At 50.6% G+C, this 16853-nt stretch carries 15 protein-coding genes; 6 read left to right on the top strand and 9 right to left on the bottom strand.

The genetic code is table 11. From position 1 onward, the window contains the following. Positions 1 to 18 precede the first annotated feature (18 nt). Both Q397_RS0102940 and Q397_RS0102935 read right to left on the bottom strand, forming a co-directional pair. Positions 19 to 1974 (bottom strand): PhoX family protein, encoded by a 1956-nt coding sequence (locus Q397_RS0102940; protein ID WP_169737959.1) that lies wholly within the window; start codon positions 1972 to 1974, stop codon positions 19 to 21. A 101-nt stretch (positions 1975 to 2075) separates the two neighbouring features. Then, on the bottom strand, positions 2076 to 2981 hold the full coding sequence (locus tag Q397_RS0102935; protein WP_028878139.1) for a DUF1848 domain-containing protein: 906 nt from the start codon (positions 2979 to 2981) through the stop codon (positions 2076 to 2078). 110 nt (positions 2982 to 3091) lie between these two features. Here Q397_RS0102935 and Q397_RS23800 point away from each other — a divergent pair, with 110 nt between their 5' ends. From Q397_RS23800 to Q397_RS20805, 5 genes are all read left to right on the top strand, one after another. After that, on the top strand, positions 3092 to 5140 hold the full coding sequence (locus Q397_RS23800; protein ID WP_051609649.1) for a sensor domain-containing diguanylate cyclase: 2049 nt from the start codon (positions 3092 to 3094) through the stop codon (positions 5138 to 5140). Positions 5141 to 5421: 281 nt separating this feature from the next. Continuing rightward, positions 5422 to 7344 carry a molecular chaperone DnaK gene (dnaK, locus tag Q397_RS0102925; protein WP_028878137.1) on the top strand — a complete coding sequence of 641 codons (1923 nt, stop codon included), beginning with the start codon at positions 5422 to 5424 and terminating at the stop codon, positions 7342 to 7344. A gap of 100 nt (positions 7345 to 7444) precedes the next feature. Next, the gene (gene dnaJ, locus Q397_RS0102920) at positions 7445 to 8584 is read left to right on the top strand and encodes a molecular chaperone DnaJ (protein ID WP_028878136.1); all 1140 of its coding nucleotides are present in this window, start codon (positions 7445 to 7447) and stop codon (positions 8582 to 8584) included. Between the two features lie 185 nt (positions 8585 to 8769). Beyond that, on the top strand, positions 8770 to 9510 hold the full coding sequence (locus tag Q397_RS0102915) for a substrate-binding periplasmic protein (protein WP_084148906.1): 741 nt from the start codon (positions 8770 to 8772) through the stop codon (positions 9508 to 9510). Between the two features lie 66 nt (positions 9511 to 9576). After that, the gene (locus tag Q397_RS20805) at positions 9577 to 10320 is read left to right on the top strand and encodes a substrate-binding periplasmic protein (RefSeq protein ID WP_051609648.1); all 744 of its coding nucleotides are present in this window, start codon (positions 9577 to 9579) and stop codon (positions 10318 to 10320) included. Between the two features lie 4 nt (positions 10321 to 10324). On the opposite strand, the gene Q397_RS0102905 is transcribed toward Q397_RS20805, so the two are convergent. After that, on the bottom strand, positions 10325 to 11029 hold the full coding sequence (locus tag Q397_RS0102905) for a methyltransferase domain-containing protein (protein WP_038012774.1): 705 nt from the start codon (positions 11027 to 11029) through the stop codon (positions 10325 to 10327). A gap of 228 nt (positions 11030 to 11257) precedes the next feature. Here Q397_RS0102905 and Q397_RS0102900 point away from each other — a divergent pair, with 228 nt between their 5' ends. Continuing rightward, positions 11258 to 12013: a DUF2336 domain-containing protein gene (locus Q397_RS0102900; RefSeq protein WP_028878133.1), complete on the top strand. Its 756-nt coding sequence runs from the start codon at positions 11258 to 11260 to the stop codon at positions 12011 to 12013. On the opposite strand, the gene Q397_RS0102895 is transcribed toward Q397_RS0102900, so the two are convergent. The 6 genes from Q397_RS0102895 to Q397_RS0102870 all read right to left on the bottom strand — a co-directional run bounded on the left by Q397_RS0102895 (position 12010) and on the right by Q397_RS0102870 (position 16853). After that, positions 12010 to 12477 carry a GNAT family N-acetyltransferase gene (locus Q397_RS0102895; RefSeq protein ID WP_028878132.1) on the bottom strand — a complete coding sequence of 156 codons (468 nt, stop codon included), beginning with the start codon at positions 12475 to 12477 and terminating at the stop codon, positions 12010 to 12012. The two genes, Q397_RS0102900 and Q397_RS0102895, sit on opposite strands and share 4 nt — an antisense overlap. Next, positions 12477 to 13946, bottom strand: coding sequence for a cobyric acid synthase (locus Q397_RS0102890; RefSeq protein WP_028878131.1), 1470 nt, complete (start codon positions 13944 to 13946; stop codon positions 12477 to 12479). The genes Q397_RS0102895 and Q397_RS0102890 overlap by 1 nt, the downstream gene beginning before the upstream one ends. Position 13947: 1 nt before the next feature. Beyond that, a complete protein-coding gene (locus Q397_RS0102885) occupies positions 13948 to 14625 on the bottom strand; it encodes a lipid-binding SYLF domain-containing protein (RefSeq protein WP_051609647.1) in 678 nt (225 codons plus the stop codon). Positions 14626 to 14687: 62 nt separating this feature from the next. Next, complete coding sequence (cobO, locus tag Q397_RS0102880) at positions 14688 to 15293, bottom strand: cob(I)yrinic acid a,c-diamide adenosyltransferase (RefSeq protein WP_028878129.1); 606 nt, start codon at positions 15291 to 15293, stop codon at positions 14688 to 14690. A gap of 98 nt (positions 15294 to 15391) precedes the next feature. Then, entirely contained in the window at positions 15392 to 16384 is a 993-nt protein-coding gene (cbiB, locus tag Q397_RS0102875; protein WP_038012772.1) for an adenosylcobinamide-phosphate synthase CbiB, read from the bottom strand. A gap of 7 nt (positions 16385 to 16391) precedes the next feature. Then, entirely contained in the window at positions 16392 to 16853 is a 462-nt protein-coding gene (locus Q397_RS0102870) for a 2-thiouracil desulfurase family protein (RefSeq protein ID WP_028878127.1), read from the bottom strand.

Genomic DNA, 16853 nt, shown 5'->3' with positions numbered 1-16853 from the left:
AAGATCAATCAAGATCGTTTAGCCAATTGCACCACCGCGCTTTTTGGTAATCGCCACCACACTGGGCCGTGGCGGCATACCGGCTTTAAAGTCCGGCCAACGTGTTGAGGGATTTGCAAAAGTAGACTCCTTGGTATCCCCCGGATGCTGAATCGCGACAAACAGGGTCGAATCATCCGGTGTAAAACACGGACCGCACAATTCAGCACCCAAGGGTGCCGCAAAGAAGTGACGGGTTTGCGCACGGGCCGGACCCGTTGCATCCGCCGCCCACAAACCGTCGGCAATCCCGCTTTTGGGTGCGCCGTCAGTTGCAATCCAGACACGGCCTTTATTATCAAACGCCACGTTATCCGGACAGGACAACCAACCATCCTTTGACGTCCCTTCACCATACATGGCGCCATCTGCTTTATTGGCCGGATTCCCTGCCAGCAAGAAGATGTTCCATTTAAACACGTCAGAGGTATGATCCGCCTCTTCCCCACGGCCCCCCGGTGGAGTCATTTCAAGGATATGGCCGTGCTTGTTTTCTGCACGCGGGTTGGACGCATCGGTTTGATCTGATTTACGTTTGGTGTTGTTGGTCAACATCATAAAGACAGACCCTGTCACCGGGTTCGGTTCTACATCTTCCGGTCGATCCATCGGGGTTGCGCCCAACAGGTCTGCTGCTTTACGGGTTTCCAGCAACACATCGGCTTGCGAGTTAAAACCGTTTTCTGCCGTCAAGGGCGCACGCCCCTGAACCAATGGCAACCAGAACAGGTTTCCATCCGCCCGGAACTGGGCCACATACAATGTCCCTTCGTCCAGAATGTCCTTATTCGCTTCCTGATTGGCGTAATTATATTTGTTTTTGGACACAAACTTATAGAGATATTCAAAGCGCTGATCATCGCCGGTATACACCACCACATGACGATCCTTATTGATCAGCGCATTTGCGCCTTCATGCTTGAAACGCCCCAGAGACGTGCGTTTTTTCGGCTTGGCTTGCGGATTATACGGGTCAATCTCGACCATCCAGCCGAAGCGGTTCGGCTCGTTCGGTTCTTTCTCCACATCAAAGCGATCATGGAAACGGTGCCAGCCATAATAAGGTTTGCCCTTCATGCCATAGCGCTTATAGTTGGCCCCTTCAGGTGTTTTTGCCGGATCACCGCCGAAGTACCCATGGAAGTTTTCTTCCGCAATCAACACAGTGCCCCATGGTGTGACGCCCCCGGCACAGTTGTTGATCGTCCCGATGACGGTCTTACCTTCTGGATCAGCAGACGTTTTGACGCGGTCATGACCGGCAACCGGACCGGTTAATTCCATTTCGGTTTCCAGCGTGTTGATCCGGCGGGCATAGTCAGACCCTTCCACAACAGCCCATTGACCGTCTGTTTTTTTGATCTCAACGATCGTGTGACCATGCGCGGCCATTTCAATATCGATCTGGTCTTTGCTCTGTTTGTCCTGAGCGTTTTTCCCAATGCCGTTAAACATCAAGTGACGGTTGGTATATTCATGATTAATACACAGCAAACCATGCTCAGAATTTTGCGAGCCATGCGGCAACGGCAAATAGCCCACAAAGTCACAGTTATAGCCAAACTGTTTCAACTGGGCCTGGGTTGTCTGATTGTCCGGGTCAAACGCAGGCGCACCTTGCTCAACCGCATCGCCCCAGCGCAGCAAAACCTGCGAGTCGTAGCCTTCTGCCACATGGTGATTTTCATCATAGCCCAACGGCAGTTCTTTGAAGGTCATAGACGACTTTGGACCGGACAGCGCCAAGGCGGCTTGAGAGGTCATTGTGCTGCCCGCCGCAAGGGCCGCACCAAAGGTCATCCCTTTCAGGATAGAACGACGGCCGATACGTTGTGCGAGAATATCGCCAATGGTCTGTTGCTCAGATGGATTGACGGCAAAGTCATCATCTTCATGTTCATCCATCGGGTCAAAGAAGTGCGGATTATCAACCATGTATACAGGTCCCAGATTGTTGTGTTGTGAAACGAGAAGGAAACAATCCCTGAGGAAAAGAAAATCTGCATGACTGTAATATGATATTTTTTTGAAAGTTTCTAAAACAGACTCCCCTGCGGATCTTCCGGCATCTCTCCTCCTTCGGGAGAAAACAAAAACGGACTGTCCGGGTCGTGGGCCTGATAACGCTGTTTTGCGAGGTCTTGGCGCTGTACCGCATAACAATAAAAGCAGCCATGGGGACAGGTATCATATTCCCCGATATCGCGTGATGCCGCACACCCACATTCTGCCCGATGCGGTTTTTTAGAAACCATCACCCCCCGTCCCGACAGGCTTTCCAGACGCTGCACGTCAATACATGCACTGGCCTGCACCGGATCGATTAACAAGTCCGGCTGGGCACACAAGGTCAAGGTCATCTGATGAGATTGAGCAATCTGATGCAAGGCACGCAACAGGTTTTGCTTCTCCTCACGGCGCATGTCAGGGAAGTCAATTTCTTGCGCCATAAAATTGCGCTTTGTCTTTTGATAGACCTGTAGAAAAGACACCACCACCTCGTCCACATGACCGGCGAGCTGACGGGCAAGGACTGCAAAATTCTCAAGATGCCAATCCACCGTGAGACGTTCATTCACCACAATCGGATCATAGCGCCAAACCACCGCTTTTGGGCCAAAGCGTCCGGACAAATGCCGTACTTGGTCCAGCGCCTTATCAGCCGCAATCGTCGAGACTTCCAGCCAGCGCGGATAATTGAGGATGGTCATCTGACAGACAAACGGTTTGCCTAGCTCCTCCAACACCCCCATATCCAAAAAGGGCTGATAATTGCGGCTCCAAAAGACATAGGCCTGCACATCGACAGGCGAAAGGGAAATCGTCTGTACGTTCTGGTTATAGGGATTTATCGTCTGACAAAACCCCGCACGCAACAGATTTACAAACCAGCGCGCATAAAAAGCAGGGATATCCGTCTTATAGGAAGCTGAAATAATCATGTGTCTAGACTCATCATACCACGAAACTCTTGCATTTGCGCAGCAACCAGTAGATGATCGGGCGCAAAAATGAAATATATGTTCAGATAAGCTGCTCAGGAATAGAAAACGTGTCGTTTTCGACGGACTTAAATTCAAACTCGGGTGTCTTCGCCGCCGCTGTAGAAAATGCGGATGCCCTTATTGCCGTGACCGATAAAAACGGTCTGATTGAGTATGCAAACCCGGCTTTTGAAGAGTGTCTCGGCCTCCCCCTTTCTGTTGCGCGGGGACAGAATATCGACATTCTCTTTACCAACGAAGCGCAACGCAAAACCCTCAGCGAAATCTGGGCCCATATCCATGACGCAAAACGCTGGCGCGGAGAACTTGATCTTTCCTCCCCCACAGGTACAACCATCTGGTGTCGTACCACCGTCTCGCCTTTTTGCGATGAAACAGGCCAATTGACGCAATGTGTCTGGGTCCAGCTTGATATCAGTGAACAAAAACAGCTGGAACGCAAACAACACCAGAACGAACAGCGTCTACGGAGCATCCTTGACAATATTCCGGCCTATGTGTTTTCCAAAAACCAGCAGGGCGAATATACCTACGCCAACCGCATGTTGACCATGCTCCATGCCGTCCATACCGACGACATTATCGGCAAGACAGACTTTGACCTCTTTACCGATCAAGCCGCACGTATTTTCACCAAAAATGACGAGCAGGTCTTTACCAAAGGCAAAACCATCCGCGCCCTTGAAAATGCCGGCACCGACGAATATGGCATTGCACGCAGTTACCTGTCTGTCAAATGCCCGTTATGGAATGAAGACGGCACTGTGGACGAAATGCTCGGCATGTCCGTTGATATCTCCGAACAACAACGTCTTGAACGGGCTTTGCGCGAAAGTGAAGAGAAACTCAACAGCATCCTCAATAATATGAAAGCGCGGGTCTATATCAAGGATGCAGACCTTAAATATACCTACGCCAACGAAGAACTCTGTCAGGTCATCGGCACAGATCGGGTCAATATTATCGGTAAAGACGATTACGACCTGTTTGAACTGGAAACCGCCATCGGATTTCGCGCCACCGATCAGGAAGTGTTCCAGACCCAGCAAAAAGTCGACCGGATGGAAACCTCCATCAATCCCAAGACCAAAGAAAAACACTATTACTGGTCGGTCAAAGTCCCCTTGATGAATGCACAAGGCGATATTTACGCCCTGCTGGGTATTTCCACCGATGTGACCGAACAAAAACGCCTTGAAGTGGCCTTGCGTCAGAATGAAGCCCAGCTCACCACCATTCTGGATAACCTGAAGGCCCACGTTTATATCAAGGACATCAACTACACCTACACCTATGTCAACAGCGACATGTGTGACTATCTCGGCATGAAGAATGAAGACGTCATTGGCAAAACCGATACCGAGATTTTCGGCAAAAAAGTTGCCGAACGGTTCCATAAATCCGACCGTCAGGTTTTCACCTATAAGGAAAACTGCTCGAGTATCGAGAAATCCCGCCATTTCCAGACCCGCAAAAAACGCTATTTCTGGTCCGTTAAAGTTCCCCTGATTAATGAACTGGGCAACACCTACGCCTTGCTCGGCATTTCAACAGATGTGACCGAACAGAAGCGACTGGAAAAGAAGCTACGTGAATTGGCCTCCACAGATGTGCTGACCGGCGTAAATAACCGACGTTTCTTCATTGAACTGTTTAACCGCGAGCTGAAGCGGGTCAAACGCTATCAATCCAAGCTCTCCCTGATCATGCTGGATATCGATCACTTTAAAAGCATCAATGACAATCACGGACATTCGGTTGGCGATCTTGCGATCAAAGCGATGACCCAGCTGTGCAAGGACAGTTTGCGCGATACCGACTTTATCGGGCGCTTGGGTGGGGAAGAATTTGCCATTCTCCTTCCCGAAACCGACCTGGCGGCCGCCCAGTTGATCGCCGAACGCATTCGTCAAGCAACAGAAAGCCACCACTTCGTGATTGATAATGGCGGGCGCTGCAACTTTACCGCCAGCTTTGGGGTGACAGAATATAACAGCGAAACCGACGACACACCCGATGACCTGTTAAAACGGGCGGATATTGCGCTTTATGATGCCAAGACCCAAGGACGCAATCGGGTTTGCGAAAAAATATAATTTTCTTGATTTAAGCTCCTCAACAGCCTGATTTTAAACGACATCACCGATTCAACTGCTGAATCAATGCCCTATAGGGAAGCCGTCTGTCTTTTTGCTTGCCTTTTTATTGCCATTTTTACAAAATCTTTTGCGAAATCATCCCCTGCAACGCTTGCATGATGATCTTGTTCAGCTTATATAACGCCCAGTTTTTTAACCCTCATGGGAATTCCGAAACACCCTGTGCCTCATCGAGAGAGGGCGGGTTCTGGAATTCGCCGCAACACAAAGAGAGTAAAATGAGCAAAGTAATCGGTATCGACCTTGGTACAACTAACTCCTGCGTCGCCATTATGGACGGTGGAGATGCCCGCGTCATCGAAAACGCAGAAGGCACACGTACAACCCCTTCTATGGTAGCTTTCACCGACAGCGGTGAGCGCCTGTCCGGTCAACCTGCAAAACGTCAGGCCGTGACCAACCCTGAAAACACCCTGTTCGCCATCAAGCGTCTGATCGGCCGCCGTTTCGACGATCCGCTGACAAAGAAAGATCAGGATCTGGTTCCTTACAAAATCGTCAAAGCGGACAATGGCGATGCGTGGGTAGAAGCCAACGACGACAAATATAGCCCGTCTCAAATCTCTGCCTTCATCCTGCAAAAGATGAAAGAAACAGCAGAAGCGTTTGCCGGTGAAACCATTTCTCAAGCTGTGATCACGGTTCCGGCTTACTTCAACGATAGCCAACGTCAAGCCACAAAAGACGCTGGTAAAATCGCTGGTCTGGAAGTTCTGCGTATCATCAACGAGCCGACAGCGGCTGCGCTTGCCTACGGTATGGACAAAAAAGAATCCGGCACAATCGTTGTTTATGACTTGGGTGGCGGTACGTTCGACGTTTCCATCCTTGAAATCGGCGACGGTGTCTTTGAAGTAAAATCCACAAACGGGGACACGTTCCTTGGTGGGGAAGACTTCGACATGGCCATCATCGACTATCTGGCAGACGAGTTCAAAAAAGAACAAGGCATCGACCTGCGCGGCGACCGTATGGCCCTGCAACGTCTGAAAGAAGCGGGCGAAAAAGCGAAAATCGAACTGTCTTCTTCTACAGCAACTGAAGTCAACCTGCCGTTCATCACGGCTGACCAGTCCGGCCCGAAACACCTGAACATCAAACTGTCTCGTGCAAAACTGGAAAGCCTGGTTTCCGACCTGATCGAACGGACCGTGAAGCCGTGTAAAGACGCGTTGAAAGACGCCGGTCTGAAAGCATCTGAAATCGACGACGTTATCCTCGTCGGTGGGATGACACGTATGCCGAAGGTTGTTGAAAAAGTTAAAGAAATCTTCGGTGTTGAGCCGAACAAAGGTGTAAACCCTGACGAAGTGGTTGCCATGGGTGCGGCTATTCAGGGCGGTGTCTTGAAAGGCGACGTGAAAGACGTTCTCCTGCTTGACGTCACCCCGCTGTCTTTGGGTATCGAAACTTTGGGCGGTGTCTTCACACGCTTGATCGATCGTAACACAACAATCCCGACACGTAAGTCTCAGGTCTTCTCAACGGCTGAAGACAACCAGTCTGCCGTCACCATCCGCGTCTTCCAAGGCGAGCGTGAAATGGCGGCTGACAACAAACTGCTGGGTCAGTTTGATCTGGTAGGTGTTCCGCCTGCACCGCGTGGCGTTCCGCAGATCGAAGTGACTTTTGACATCGATGCGAACGGTCTCGTCAACGTGTCTGCGAAAGACAAAGCAACCGGTAAAGAACAGCAAATCTCCATCAAAGCTTCTGGTGGTCTGGATGATGCTGAGATCGACAAAATGGTGAAGGATGCGGAAAGCCACGCTGAAGAAGATAAAAAGCGTAAAGAGGTTGCCGAAGCCCGTAACCAAGCTGAAAGCCTGATCCACACGACAGAAAAGAACCTCACTGAACATGGTTCCGCCCTGTCTGCGGACGAAAAAGGCGAGATCGAAACAGCGATCAACGACCTCAAGTCTGCGCTTGAAGGCGACAACATCGACGTGGAAGACGTAAAGGCGAAAACAGACGCCTTGATGAACGCCTCCATGAAACTGGGTGAAGCGATGTACAAAGCCCAGCAGGAAGCTGAAGGCGGCGAAGCTGCAGGTGCTGCGGCTGATGAAGCGCCAGCTGACGACGGTGTTGTGGATGCTGACTTTGAAGAAGTCGATCCAGACAAAAAAGACAAGTAACTTTTAAAAACGAACCTGTGCCCCGGACCCAATCCGGGGCCTCTTTCTAAGAGATCCCCGCCCCAGTCGGGGGTCAACTTGTCTCTAAAGAGGAATAAAAATGGCAAAAGATGATTACTACAATACGCTCGGCGTCGATCGTGATGTGGATGAAAAGGCGCTAAAAGGCGCATTTCGTAAACTTGCCATGAAATATCACCCGGATCGTAACCCGGATGACGCGGACGCTGAGACGAAATTTAAAGAAATCAACGAAGCTTACGAAGTCCTGAAAGACCCGGAAAAGCGCGCGGCCTACGATCGTTACGGTCACGCAGCCTTTGAACAAGGCGGCCCCGGTGCGGGCGGCGGCGGCTTTGGCGGCGGCGGTTTCTCCGGTTTTGGTGACATTTTTGAAGAAATGTTCGGCGATATGATGGGCGGTGGCCGTGGACAGAGTTCCGGTCGCGGTGCTGATCTTCGTTACAATATGGAAATTACCCTTGAAGAAGCCTTCAACGGGAAAAAAGCCAAAATCGAAGTGCCAACTTCTGTAAACTGTAGCTCTTGTGACGGCAGTGGCTCGGAAAATGGCAAAGCGCCGACCATGTGTCCAAGCTGTCATGGTCGCGGGAAGGTTCGCGCCCAGCAAGGCTTCTTCACGATCGAACGCACCTGTCCCACCTGCCATGGCGCCGGCTCGATCATTTCGGATCCGTGCGGTGTGTGTGGCGGGTCAGGTCGCGAGCGTAAATCCAAAACCTTATCCGTGACTGTCCCTGCGGGTGTGGAAGATGGCACACGTATTCGTCTGTCAGGGGAAGGGGAAGCCGGTTTACGCGGCGCACCCAGCGGCGACCTTTATATTTTCCTAAGCGTTATCCCTCATCGGATTTTCCAACGCGAAGGGGCTAATATTTTCTGCCAAGTCCCGATCCCAATGACAACCGCTGCCCTTGGTGGCGAGATTGAAGTCCCAACGGTCGATGGCGGACGTGCCCGCATTAAAATCCCGGAAGGGACGCAAAGCGGCAACCAGTTCCGCCTGCGCGGCAAAGGGATGGTCGTTATGCGCACAGACTCGCGCGGGGATATGTTTGTGGAAGTAATGGTGGAAACACCTGTCAAACTGACCAGCGAACAAAAAGATATCCTGCGCCAGTTTGAAGCAGCGGGTGGCGGCAGTGCTGAAACCCATAACCCTGAAAGTCAGGGCTTCTTCAGCAAGGTTAAAGACTTCTTTGAAGATTTAACCGATTAAAAGTTTCATTAAACAACTCAAACACCGCTCTTCATAAGAAGAAGCGGTGTTTTTTTATCCAAAAACAAACCGTTTAAGGGAATAACTTGCTTCGGGTAAAAATTTATAGTTACCTATTTAGGAAGATAACCAGATCACCTACCCCGGATCCGCCCGTGCAGACAGTATTCACCTTTATAAAACTCATGCCTTGTACAATCCTTCTTTTGTTCTGTTTTATCTCGACTGGCCATTCTCAATCTCAAAAACCCCTGACATTCTGTTTTGAAAATTGGAAACCCTACTCCTTTATAGACACCAACCATCAACCGAGTGGATTATCTGTACAATTAATCGAACTTGCAGCGAAAAGACTCGATATCCCCGTGAGTTTCGAGCTTTTACCCTGGAAAAGATGCCTGTTCAAAGTCGAAAATGGTCAAGCAGACGCTGTTGTAGATGCTTCCAAGCGCGAAGCCTTTTTACAAGGACCAACGGCTCTAACTTTTTATACCAATACCATTTGGGTGCACACCCACGACACGCTTCGCGACCTTCCGTCTCTCTCTATCCTCGCGGGTCGGCGCGCAGGATATGTCGACGGCTACAGTTATGATCCACGCTATCTCACTATTGCAGGCATAAAAGTCGATTATTCCCCTGATGAAGCAACCGCTTTGCGTAAGCTGGATGCAGCCCGCGTCGACTATGCCATTGCAGATTATGTCTCAACCAAACATCTTTTGAAAAAAAGATCCCTCAACATCCGCGACCTGCGCCCTTTTCCGTCGGTTAGTCCCCTCTACCTGTCTTTTCATAAAAGTCGCGCGACAGAACAGCGCCTGTTTGACGCCACATTCAAAGACATGCAAGAAGACGGCACTGTGGATGCAGCCTATCAAACCTATATCGGTGAAACCCTGACCAACCTTATTAGAGCTTTCTAAATTTAGCTTGTATCGCACGAGAACCAACACATCTAAATAAAGTGGTGCTTACCAAGCGGAGGAGTCATGAAAGTTCTAGCCTATCTTTTTCTCTTTCACTGTTGCTTTGCCTTCACAGAAAGCAGAGCGACGGGCCTAACTTTTTATACAGAACATTTTCCGCCTTACAGCTATGTGGAAAATGGTAGTGAAGAGCTAAAAGGTATTTCAGTTGAGATTGTAAATGAAATCCTCAAACGCACCAAATTTAGCCATAGCGTGCGCCTTCTGCCTTGGAACCGGGCCTATGAATTAACCCTCACCCACAAAAATGCCTGCTTGTTTTCCACCGGGCGCACCGCAGATCGAGAACCTCTATTCAAATGGATCTCGCCCTTCACAGAAGTTTCGATGGTACTCTTCAGTCAAAAAGTAAATCCTATTAAAATCAACAGTTTGGAAGAGCTGGAGCACTATCGGATCGGCGGCTATCTGGGGGATGCGGCCGCCAACTATCTGATGGATCATAATATTTCAATCGAAAACGTAACGAATAATTTTTTCAATATCAAAAAGCTGGAAAAAGGGCGGATCGACCTGTGGGCAACCGGCGAACTCGCAGGTCTACAAATTGCCCAAAAGGCAGGCTATGCCAATCTTCACAAGGCCTATACCCTCATGACGTTACCCGGTGGCATTGCCTGTAATCGCCAGACCGATGACATCCTGATCGCGCGCATGCAGGATGAACTTAAAACACTCTATGACGAAGGTTTTATCGCACAGGTCTATCAACGCTATATGCCAGAACTGACCATCCCATCTTATTAACCGCCTACTCTTTCCACGCGATCCAGCCACCAAAGAGAAAGGCACCGTAGAACGGCTCAACGGTCTTAAACCCTGCGCTGTGCAACAGCTCAAGAATACGGTCTTCACTCACAAACTGGATATCGCGCACCACATGTTCAAAGCCGCGATCCACAATATGTTCCGGCATCCCGTTGTGAAGCTGCCAATCACGCCAGATATCCAAAAACCGCTTAAAGCGCGCACCTTGCACATCCGCATGTAAATCCGCCAAAATAAGAGGTGCACCGGGGTTCAGACGCTCGGCAATAGAACGTAACAACACTTCTTTTGAGCCATCGTCCGGTACAAAGTGCATCACCAAAATCAAAGTCGCGGCATCAAACTTCATCTCTGCCGACAGATCCTCTACAAAGCCTTGATAAATATGGGCGCGATCAGACATCTGTTTAATCTCAAGGTTTGCCTGCGCAACCGCGGCCATAGCGGGTGCAGGCTCAACACCCGTTAAATGCCATGTCGGAAAATGATCGCCCAAGGTCATCATTTCAACGCCCGTACCACACCCGACACTCAACAGCTTTGCCTCTGTTGCTGTGACGTAATGATCGAGAACAACCTTGATCATCTCATGCAGCACCTCATAGCCGGGAACAACTTGGCGAATAACGCGATCATACGCCTCCGCCTTCTGGTCATCAAAATGCTGTGTGGTATCAAAGTCTGTCATGGTCATGGCTCTTTTATCGAAAGACGGCCCCGATAGCATATAAAAGCAGGGACATAGGATTTACAGGTTGTATAAAGGTCACCATACATCTGAATGAGAGAACGTTCCTCAAAAAAACGACCAACCTACACATAAAACCCCCAAATGAGTGCGATTGGTCACACCTGCGCTACTACTTTTGTATTATTCTGTTTGCATAGTTTGGAGAATTAAGAGATAGTCTTTGTCATGTTACGTGCTGTTTCCCCCCTTCAGACCCTGACAAAATGCGCCTCCGCCTTACGTGAACGCAAAAACATCAAAAACAGGGTTACACTCGCTACTGAAATCGGATCGACCCTAGATGCAACAGGATTGTCGAGCAATGAGCGTTTAATTGCACAGCAAATCGTCGCCAAGCTGATTGAAGACGAAATCGAAGAAGTCCGACGCGCCATTGCGCTGTCCGTGGCCCATTCTCCCCACCTGCCTGCTGAACTGGCAGAAAAACTCGCGCAAGACATCGCTGAGGTTTCCATTCCGGTTCTCAAACTATCTCCCGCCTTGGAAGATCGCTTTCTGGAAGAAATTATCGACAGCGGGGCCATTGACCGGATGAAAGCCATTGCCTGCCGTCAAAACCTATCTAAAAACCTCTGTCGCCGTATTGTCGCCATGGGGAAAAAGGGTCCGGTTTTAACGCTCTTGGAAAACCCGAGCGCCCAAATCACCAACCATACCCTGACGACCATTATCCGTGTCTACGGCGATGATGGCCAGATTGAACAGGCCGTCCTTGATCGCGGGGAACTGCCGGATGATGTGATTAATGAACTGTGCGAACTAACCGAAACCCACGTCAGCAGCTTTATTGAGCGCTATTTCAAACTGCCCAAACCCGTGGTCGATGTCCAGAAAGGACGCAATTTGCTGAAGACCGTCAAAACGAACCAGACCACAAATGATCCCAGTGACTGGTGGGATACAAAAACAGGCGCGGTTTAAAGCCTCTTTTCCATGCGAAAGTTTTGTAAGGAAACTTGATTACGCTCAACCATTTGCGCTTCTACAACGTGAAAACCTTTTCGCTCAAAAAAGCCACGGGCGGTGAGACTGGCTTCCACATAAATGCGCTTGTTGTTTTGCTCTAAGGCCTGCTTTTCAACAGCCTCATAGAGCAAACTCGCCACCCCTTGCCCCTGAAAATCGGGGGAGACAAACATCATATCCAGATGCCCGTCCGCTTCCAGGTCGGTAAAGCCCGCCAGCTGCCCCTCTTGAAAGGCCAGCCACGTGGGATGGTTGGCGAAATGCACGTCCCACCCTTGCCCTGTCATGCCGTCAGGTGCCCAGACCATAAGCTGTTCTGGGGTATAGTGGACACAAGCGACTTCATGCACACTGCGATAAAACAACGTAACCATGGCCGGTACATCGCCCGGTTCAAAAAGTCGCAAGATAAATTGCATCAGGAGGCCAATTCTAACAAGCCATCCAGATCGCAATATTCCTCCAGATGATCAGCCAACTGATCCAACACCTGATCGATCTGCTGTTCATAAGACAGCGCCGCTTGGCGTCCTTCACGTAAAGTGCTCAAATAAGCGTTTCTAAATGCATCTTCATTAAACAGGCCATGCAAGTAACTACCGATCAGGCGCCCATGATCGTGATAAACGCCCTCATCTTCCCCGTTCAGGGTCAACAGAGGCGACTGACGCGCCGGACCTTCAGACACGCCCATATGCATTTCATAGCCACGAACGATACTATCGTCTAACACAGACACGCCCTCGGCAGCCCGTAAGGTCTTCGGCCCCTTTAAAACCGTTTCCATATCCAAAAGCCCCAGCCCGTCCATCTCTGTGACCGGACCTTCGATCCCATCGGGGTCATAGACCTTGCAGCCCATCATCTGATAGCCCCCACACAGGCCCACCACATGACCGCCGCGACGCACATGGGCCTGTATATCGATATCCCAGCCCTGTTCACGTACAAAGGCCAAATCAGACAAGGTCGCTTTGGAACCGGGCAGCAAAATCACATCCGCATCCCCCGGCAAGGCGCGGCCCGCTTCAACGATATCCACAAACACATCAGCTTCCGCACGCAACGGGTCAAGATCATCAAAATTGGCAATGCGGGGGAAGCGCGGCACCACGATCTTGATTGATCCGGTGGCCTGATCTTTACCACGCTGATCCAAACTCATGGCATCTTCATCGGGCAATAAGGCGGCTTTATGGAAAAACGGTACGACCCCGAAACTTTTAAGGCCGCATTTTTCACGGATAATGTCCAGCGCAGGCTCGAAAATCGTCACGTCACCGCGGAACTTATTGATCAAATACCCTTTTAATCGATCCTGCTCAGCGCGCGGCAACAACACGTGGGTGCCAACAAGGGAGGCGATCACCCCGCCACGATCAATATCACCGATCAGGATCACCGGTACATCTGCAGCTTCGGCAAAGCCCATATTGGCAATGTCAGAGGCGCGTAAATTCACTTCCGCCGCGCTGCCTGCACCTTCCACCAAAATCAGATCTGCCGTTTCCCCTAATTTATGGAAACTTTCCAAAACCTTGGGCATCAGGCTTGGCTTCATTTTGGTGTAATCGCGTGCGGAACAATTACCGATGACCGCGCCTTGCACCACCACTTGGGCGCCCACATCGGTCTGAGGCTTTAATAAAACCGGATTCATATGAACCGTTAAATCCAGACCACACGCGCGCGCTTGCAGAGCTTGGGCGCGTCCAATCTCCCCACCTTCAATCGTGACGGCGGCATTGTTGGACATGTTTTGCGGCTTAAAGGGCGCGACTTTTAAGCCCCGGCGCACATAGGCACGGCACAGGCCCGCGACCAGCAGGGATTTCCCCACGTCGGAACCTGTGCCTTGAAGCATCAAGGATTTAAACGATTTTGCCATCTTACTCTTGCAAAGCAGATAAGGTCGCACGCAAGGAATCTGCGGCCGGATTGCTCACCATACCTTCAAGCACGATCTGGCGTGGCTCAACGGTTTGCGCGTAAAAATTTTGGTTCAGGTCTGCGCGTTTGGCAAAGACTGCCCCTTCAACCGCCCCGCCGCCAAACAGGCCACGGTCCAGCGAAAAGGCCAAGATATCTGCGCCCATGGATGTGGTTGTCGATCCATCGACACTGCCGCCGAAAGACCCGACAACGATGCCAGCGGCCGCACCCGCTTTAAACTGGTCATCCAAAATGGCTTCCAATCCCGCTTGCGTGCGGATCACATAGATCATCTGGGAGTCTTTTAAGCCGATTTGAAAACCGACACTGCCGCCCCCCAGCGTGTAAAACGCCGGATAGCTCCAGCTCCCGTTCGGGCGTTTGGACAACAGAACGGCATTGCCATATTCTCCGCCAACGATAAAGCCACCTTTCAACAGACGCGGAACAATCACAACGCCCACCGCTTTATTGAAGGCGTCATTCAGTTCTTTATACCGTTTCGATCCCAAAACGTGACGGGCTGTTGCTTCGGCTTCCAACAGAATTTGAATCGCATCCTGTGAGGCCGCATAGGATTTGCCCGCCCCCATCAGGGTAAAGACACAAAGAAAAAGCGCGAGAAAGCGTTTCATAAAACTCTATTCCTTTTTGATGATCCGGCCTCAGAGCATGCCTGTAATTTCTAAAGAAACCCCTAAAATTCCACACCCGGCTGGGCTTTAATGCCACTTCTAAACGGATGTTTGACAAGAGTCATTTCGGTTGCCAAATCTGCACAATCCAGCAAAGTCTCTGACGCGTGGCGTCCAGTTAACACCACATGGACCATATCGGGGCGATGGGTCAACGTCTCGATCACCTCGGCCTCGTCCACATAGTCGTAGCGCATGGCGACATTGATCTCATCAAGGATAACCATGCGGTAGTCCCCGCTGTCGATCATCTCTTTTGCCGCTGCCCATGCTTTTTGGGCGGCTTGAATATCGCGTTCTTTATCCTGTGTTTCCCAAGTAAAGCCTTCGCCCATGGCTTTAAAGGTCACCAGATCGGGGAAGCCTTCAAACACACGGCGTTCTGCGGTATCCCATGCGCCTTTGATAAACTGGATCACCCCCACCTTGAAACCATGTCCGACGCAGCGCAACGCCATACCAAAAGCAGAAGACGATTTCCCCTTCCCTTTGCCCGTATGGACGATGACCAGACCTTTTTCATCGATCTTTTTTTCCATCATCTTGTCACGGGCGGCTTTCTTTTTAGCCATTTTACTTGCGTGCTTATCCAAATCCGCTTCAGACATGATCTCACCTTTTTAAAACTATACCTGTTCCAATATAGGCGGATCACCTCAAAAGCCCATAGGCAAATCTGAGCCCCGCCATAAAACTTTCATCAAGATCAGATAAAAGCGACCAACCCGACAAAGGCCGCATTGACCAAACAAGCCACAATATAAACCCGTAAAGCTCGTTTCAGGTCTTTCTGCGTCACTTTAGCCCGTCCCTCACCAATCCACGGATCATTAATCTGGCCTTCACGGTATTTGCGCGGGCCTGCAAGGGAAATATCCAACGCGCCTGCCATCGCCCCTTCCGGCCATCCCGCATTGGGGGACCGATGCTTGCGGGCATCACGGAACATGGTTTTCAACGATTTTAATGGCGTCGTCGTCGGCAAAAAACAGGAGGCAAAGAAAATCCAGAACCCGGCAAGACGCGCGGGGATCAGGTTTAAAATGTCATCCAGACGCGCAGCCGTAAAACCAAAGGACTTATATTTCTCCGACTTATGCCCGATCATGCTGTCCATGGTATTGACCGCTTTATAAACCAACAAGCCAGGGAAGCCGAATAATACGTACCAAAAGACCGGCGCAACCACCCCATCACCAAAGTTCTCCGCCAACGATTCAATGGCAGCGCGGATCACCCCATGTTCATCCAACTGGTCCGGGTCCCGCCCGACAATATGGCTCACCGCCACCCGTCCACCGGACAAGCCGTCTTCTTTCAAAGCCACACCCACCGCGTGCACATAGGTAAACAGGCTACGTTGCGCAATCAGGCTAATGACCAAAAACAGCTCCAGCGCCCAGCCGAACGGATAATGTTGTCCAAACCACGCCACCGCAAAACCGATCACACAGCACACCGACACAATAAAACACACGACCAAAAAGCCGCGAATGGCGCGGTTGGTTTCCGATCGGTTTGCCCGATTGAGCTTATTATCCAGAAAGGAAATCAGCTCCCCGATCCAGACTACCGGATGTTTGATGACATTAAACAGACGGTTCATATCCCCGACATACGCATCCAGCGCAAGGGCGGCGAGCAACAACCACAAAGGATCAAAGGTTTGCGTCAACAACAGGCTATCCATCCCGACCATACTTGCCCTAAGCCCCCTTCAAGGCGGACTTCAACGCACCCAGATCAAATTCGCTAAACACGGACAGGCCATTATTTTTCAACAAGGTCGCGGTCACGCCCGACCCCGGTATTTTAGTTGAGGTAAAGGTTCCGTCATAAATGATGTTCACCCCACAAGACGGGCTACGTTCTTTCAACAACGCATAGCGGATGCCGTGTTCTTGGGCCAAGGCCAGCGCAAGATCAGCCCCGTTATAAAACGCCTCGGTAAAGTCCTGCCCGTCTTTATCCAGAATGTCTCCGGTCTTTAAGTCACGCTCACAGGGCGGGCGTGGGGCGGGCAAGCCGCCTGCCATTTCCGGACAGATGGGGATGAGACGGCCTTCTTCCTGCCAAGTGAGAAAGTCTGGGTCATCAATCAAACAATGCCCCGCGTCATAGCGCACGTTTTCCCCAAAGAGGCAGGCGCTAATCAGTATTTTTTCCAT

It is taken from the genome of Terasakiella pusilla DSM 6293, from assembly GCF_000688235.1.
Classification (GTDB): domain Bacteria; phylum Pseudomonadota; class Alphaproteobacteria; order Rhodospirillales; family Terasakiellaceae; genus Terasakiella; species Terasakiella pusilla.
This window is presented reverse-complemented; position numbering and strand designations above follow the sequence as displayed.

What these genes read in the sequence shown, in the direction of transcription:
- Q397_RS0102940 (WP_169737959.1), bottom strand. Translation starts at nt 1,974, where the DNA reads ATGGTTGATAATCCGCACTTCTTTGACCCGATGGATGAACATGAAGAT.
- Q397_RS0102935 (WP_028878139.1), bottom strand. Translation starts at nt 2,981, where the DNA reads ATGATTATTTCAGCTTCCTATAAGACGGATATCCCTGCTTTTTATGCG.
- dnaK (WP_028878137.1), top strand. Translation starts at nt 5,422, where the DNA reads ATGAGCAAAGTAATCGGTATCGACCTTGGTACAACTAACTCCTGCGTC.
- dnaJ (WP_028878136.1), top strand. Translation starts at nt 7,445, where the DNA reads ATGGCAAAAGATGATTACTACAATACGCTCGGCGTCGATCGTGATGTG.
- Q397_RS0102915 (WP_084148906.1), top strand. Translation starts at nt 8,770, where the DNA reads ATGCCTTGTACAATCCTTCTTTTGTTCTGTTTTATCTCGACTGGCCAT.
- Q397_RS20805 (WP_051609648.1), top strand. Translation starts at nt 9,577, where the DNA reads ATGAAAGTTCTAGCCTATCTTTTTCTCTTTCACTGTTGCTTTGCCTTC.
- Q397_RS0102905 (WP_038012774.1), bottom strand. Translation starts at nt 11,029, where the DNA reads ATGACAGACTTTGATACCACACAGCATTTTGATGACCAGAAGGCGGAG.
- Q397_RS0102900 (WP_028878133.1), top strand. Translation starts at nt 11,258, where the DNA reads ATGTTACGTGCTGTTTCCCCCCTTCAGACCCTGACAAAATGCGCCTCC.
- Q397_RS0102895 (WP_028878132.1), bottom strand. Translation starts at nt 12,477, where the DNA reads ATGCAATTTATCTTGCGACTTTTTGAACCGGGCGATGTACCGGCCATG.
- Q397_RS0102890 (WP_028878131.1), bottom strand. Translation starts at nt 13,946, where the DNA reads ATGGCAAAATCGTTTAAATCCTTGATGCTTCAAGGCACAGGTTCCGAC.
- Q397_RS0102885 (WP_051609647.1), bottom strand. Translation starts at nt 14,625, where the DNA reads ATGAAACGCTTTCTCGCGCTTTTTCTTTGTGTCTTTACCCTGATGGGG.
- cobO (WP_028878129.1), bottom strand. Translation starts at nt 15,293, where the DNA reads ATGTCTGAAGCGGATTTGGATAAGCACGCAAGTAAAATGGCTAAAAAG.
- cbiB (WP_038012772.1), bottom strand. Translation starts at nt 16,384, where the DNA reads ATGGTCGGGATGGATAGCCTGTTGTTGACGCAAACCTTTGATCCTTTG.
- Q397_RS0102870 (WP_028878127.1), bottom strand. Translation starts at nt 16,853, where the DNA reads ATGGAAAAAATACTGATTAGCGCCTGCCTCTTTGGGGAAAACGTGCGC.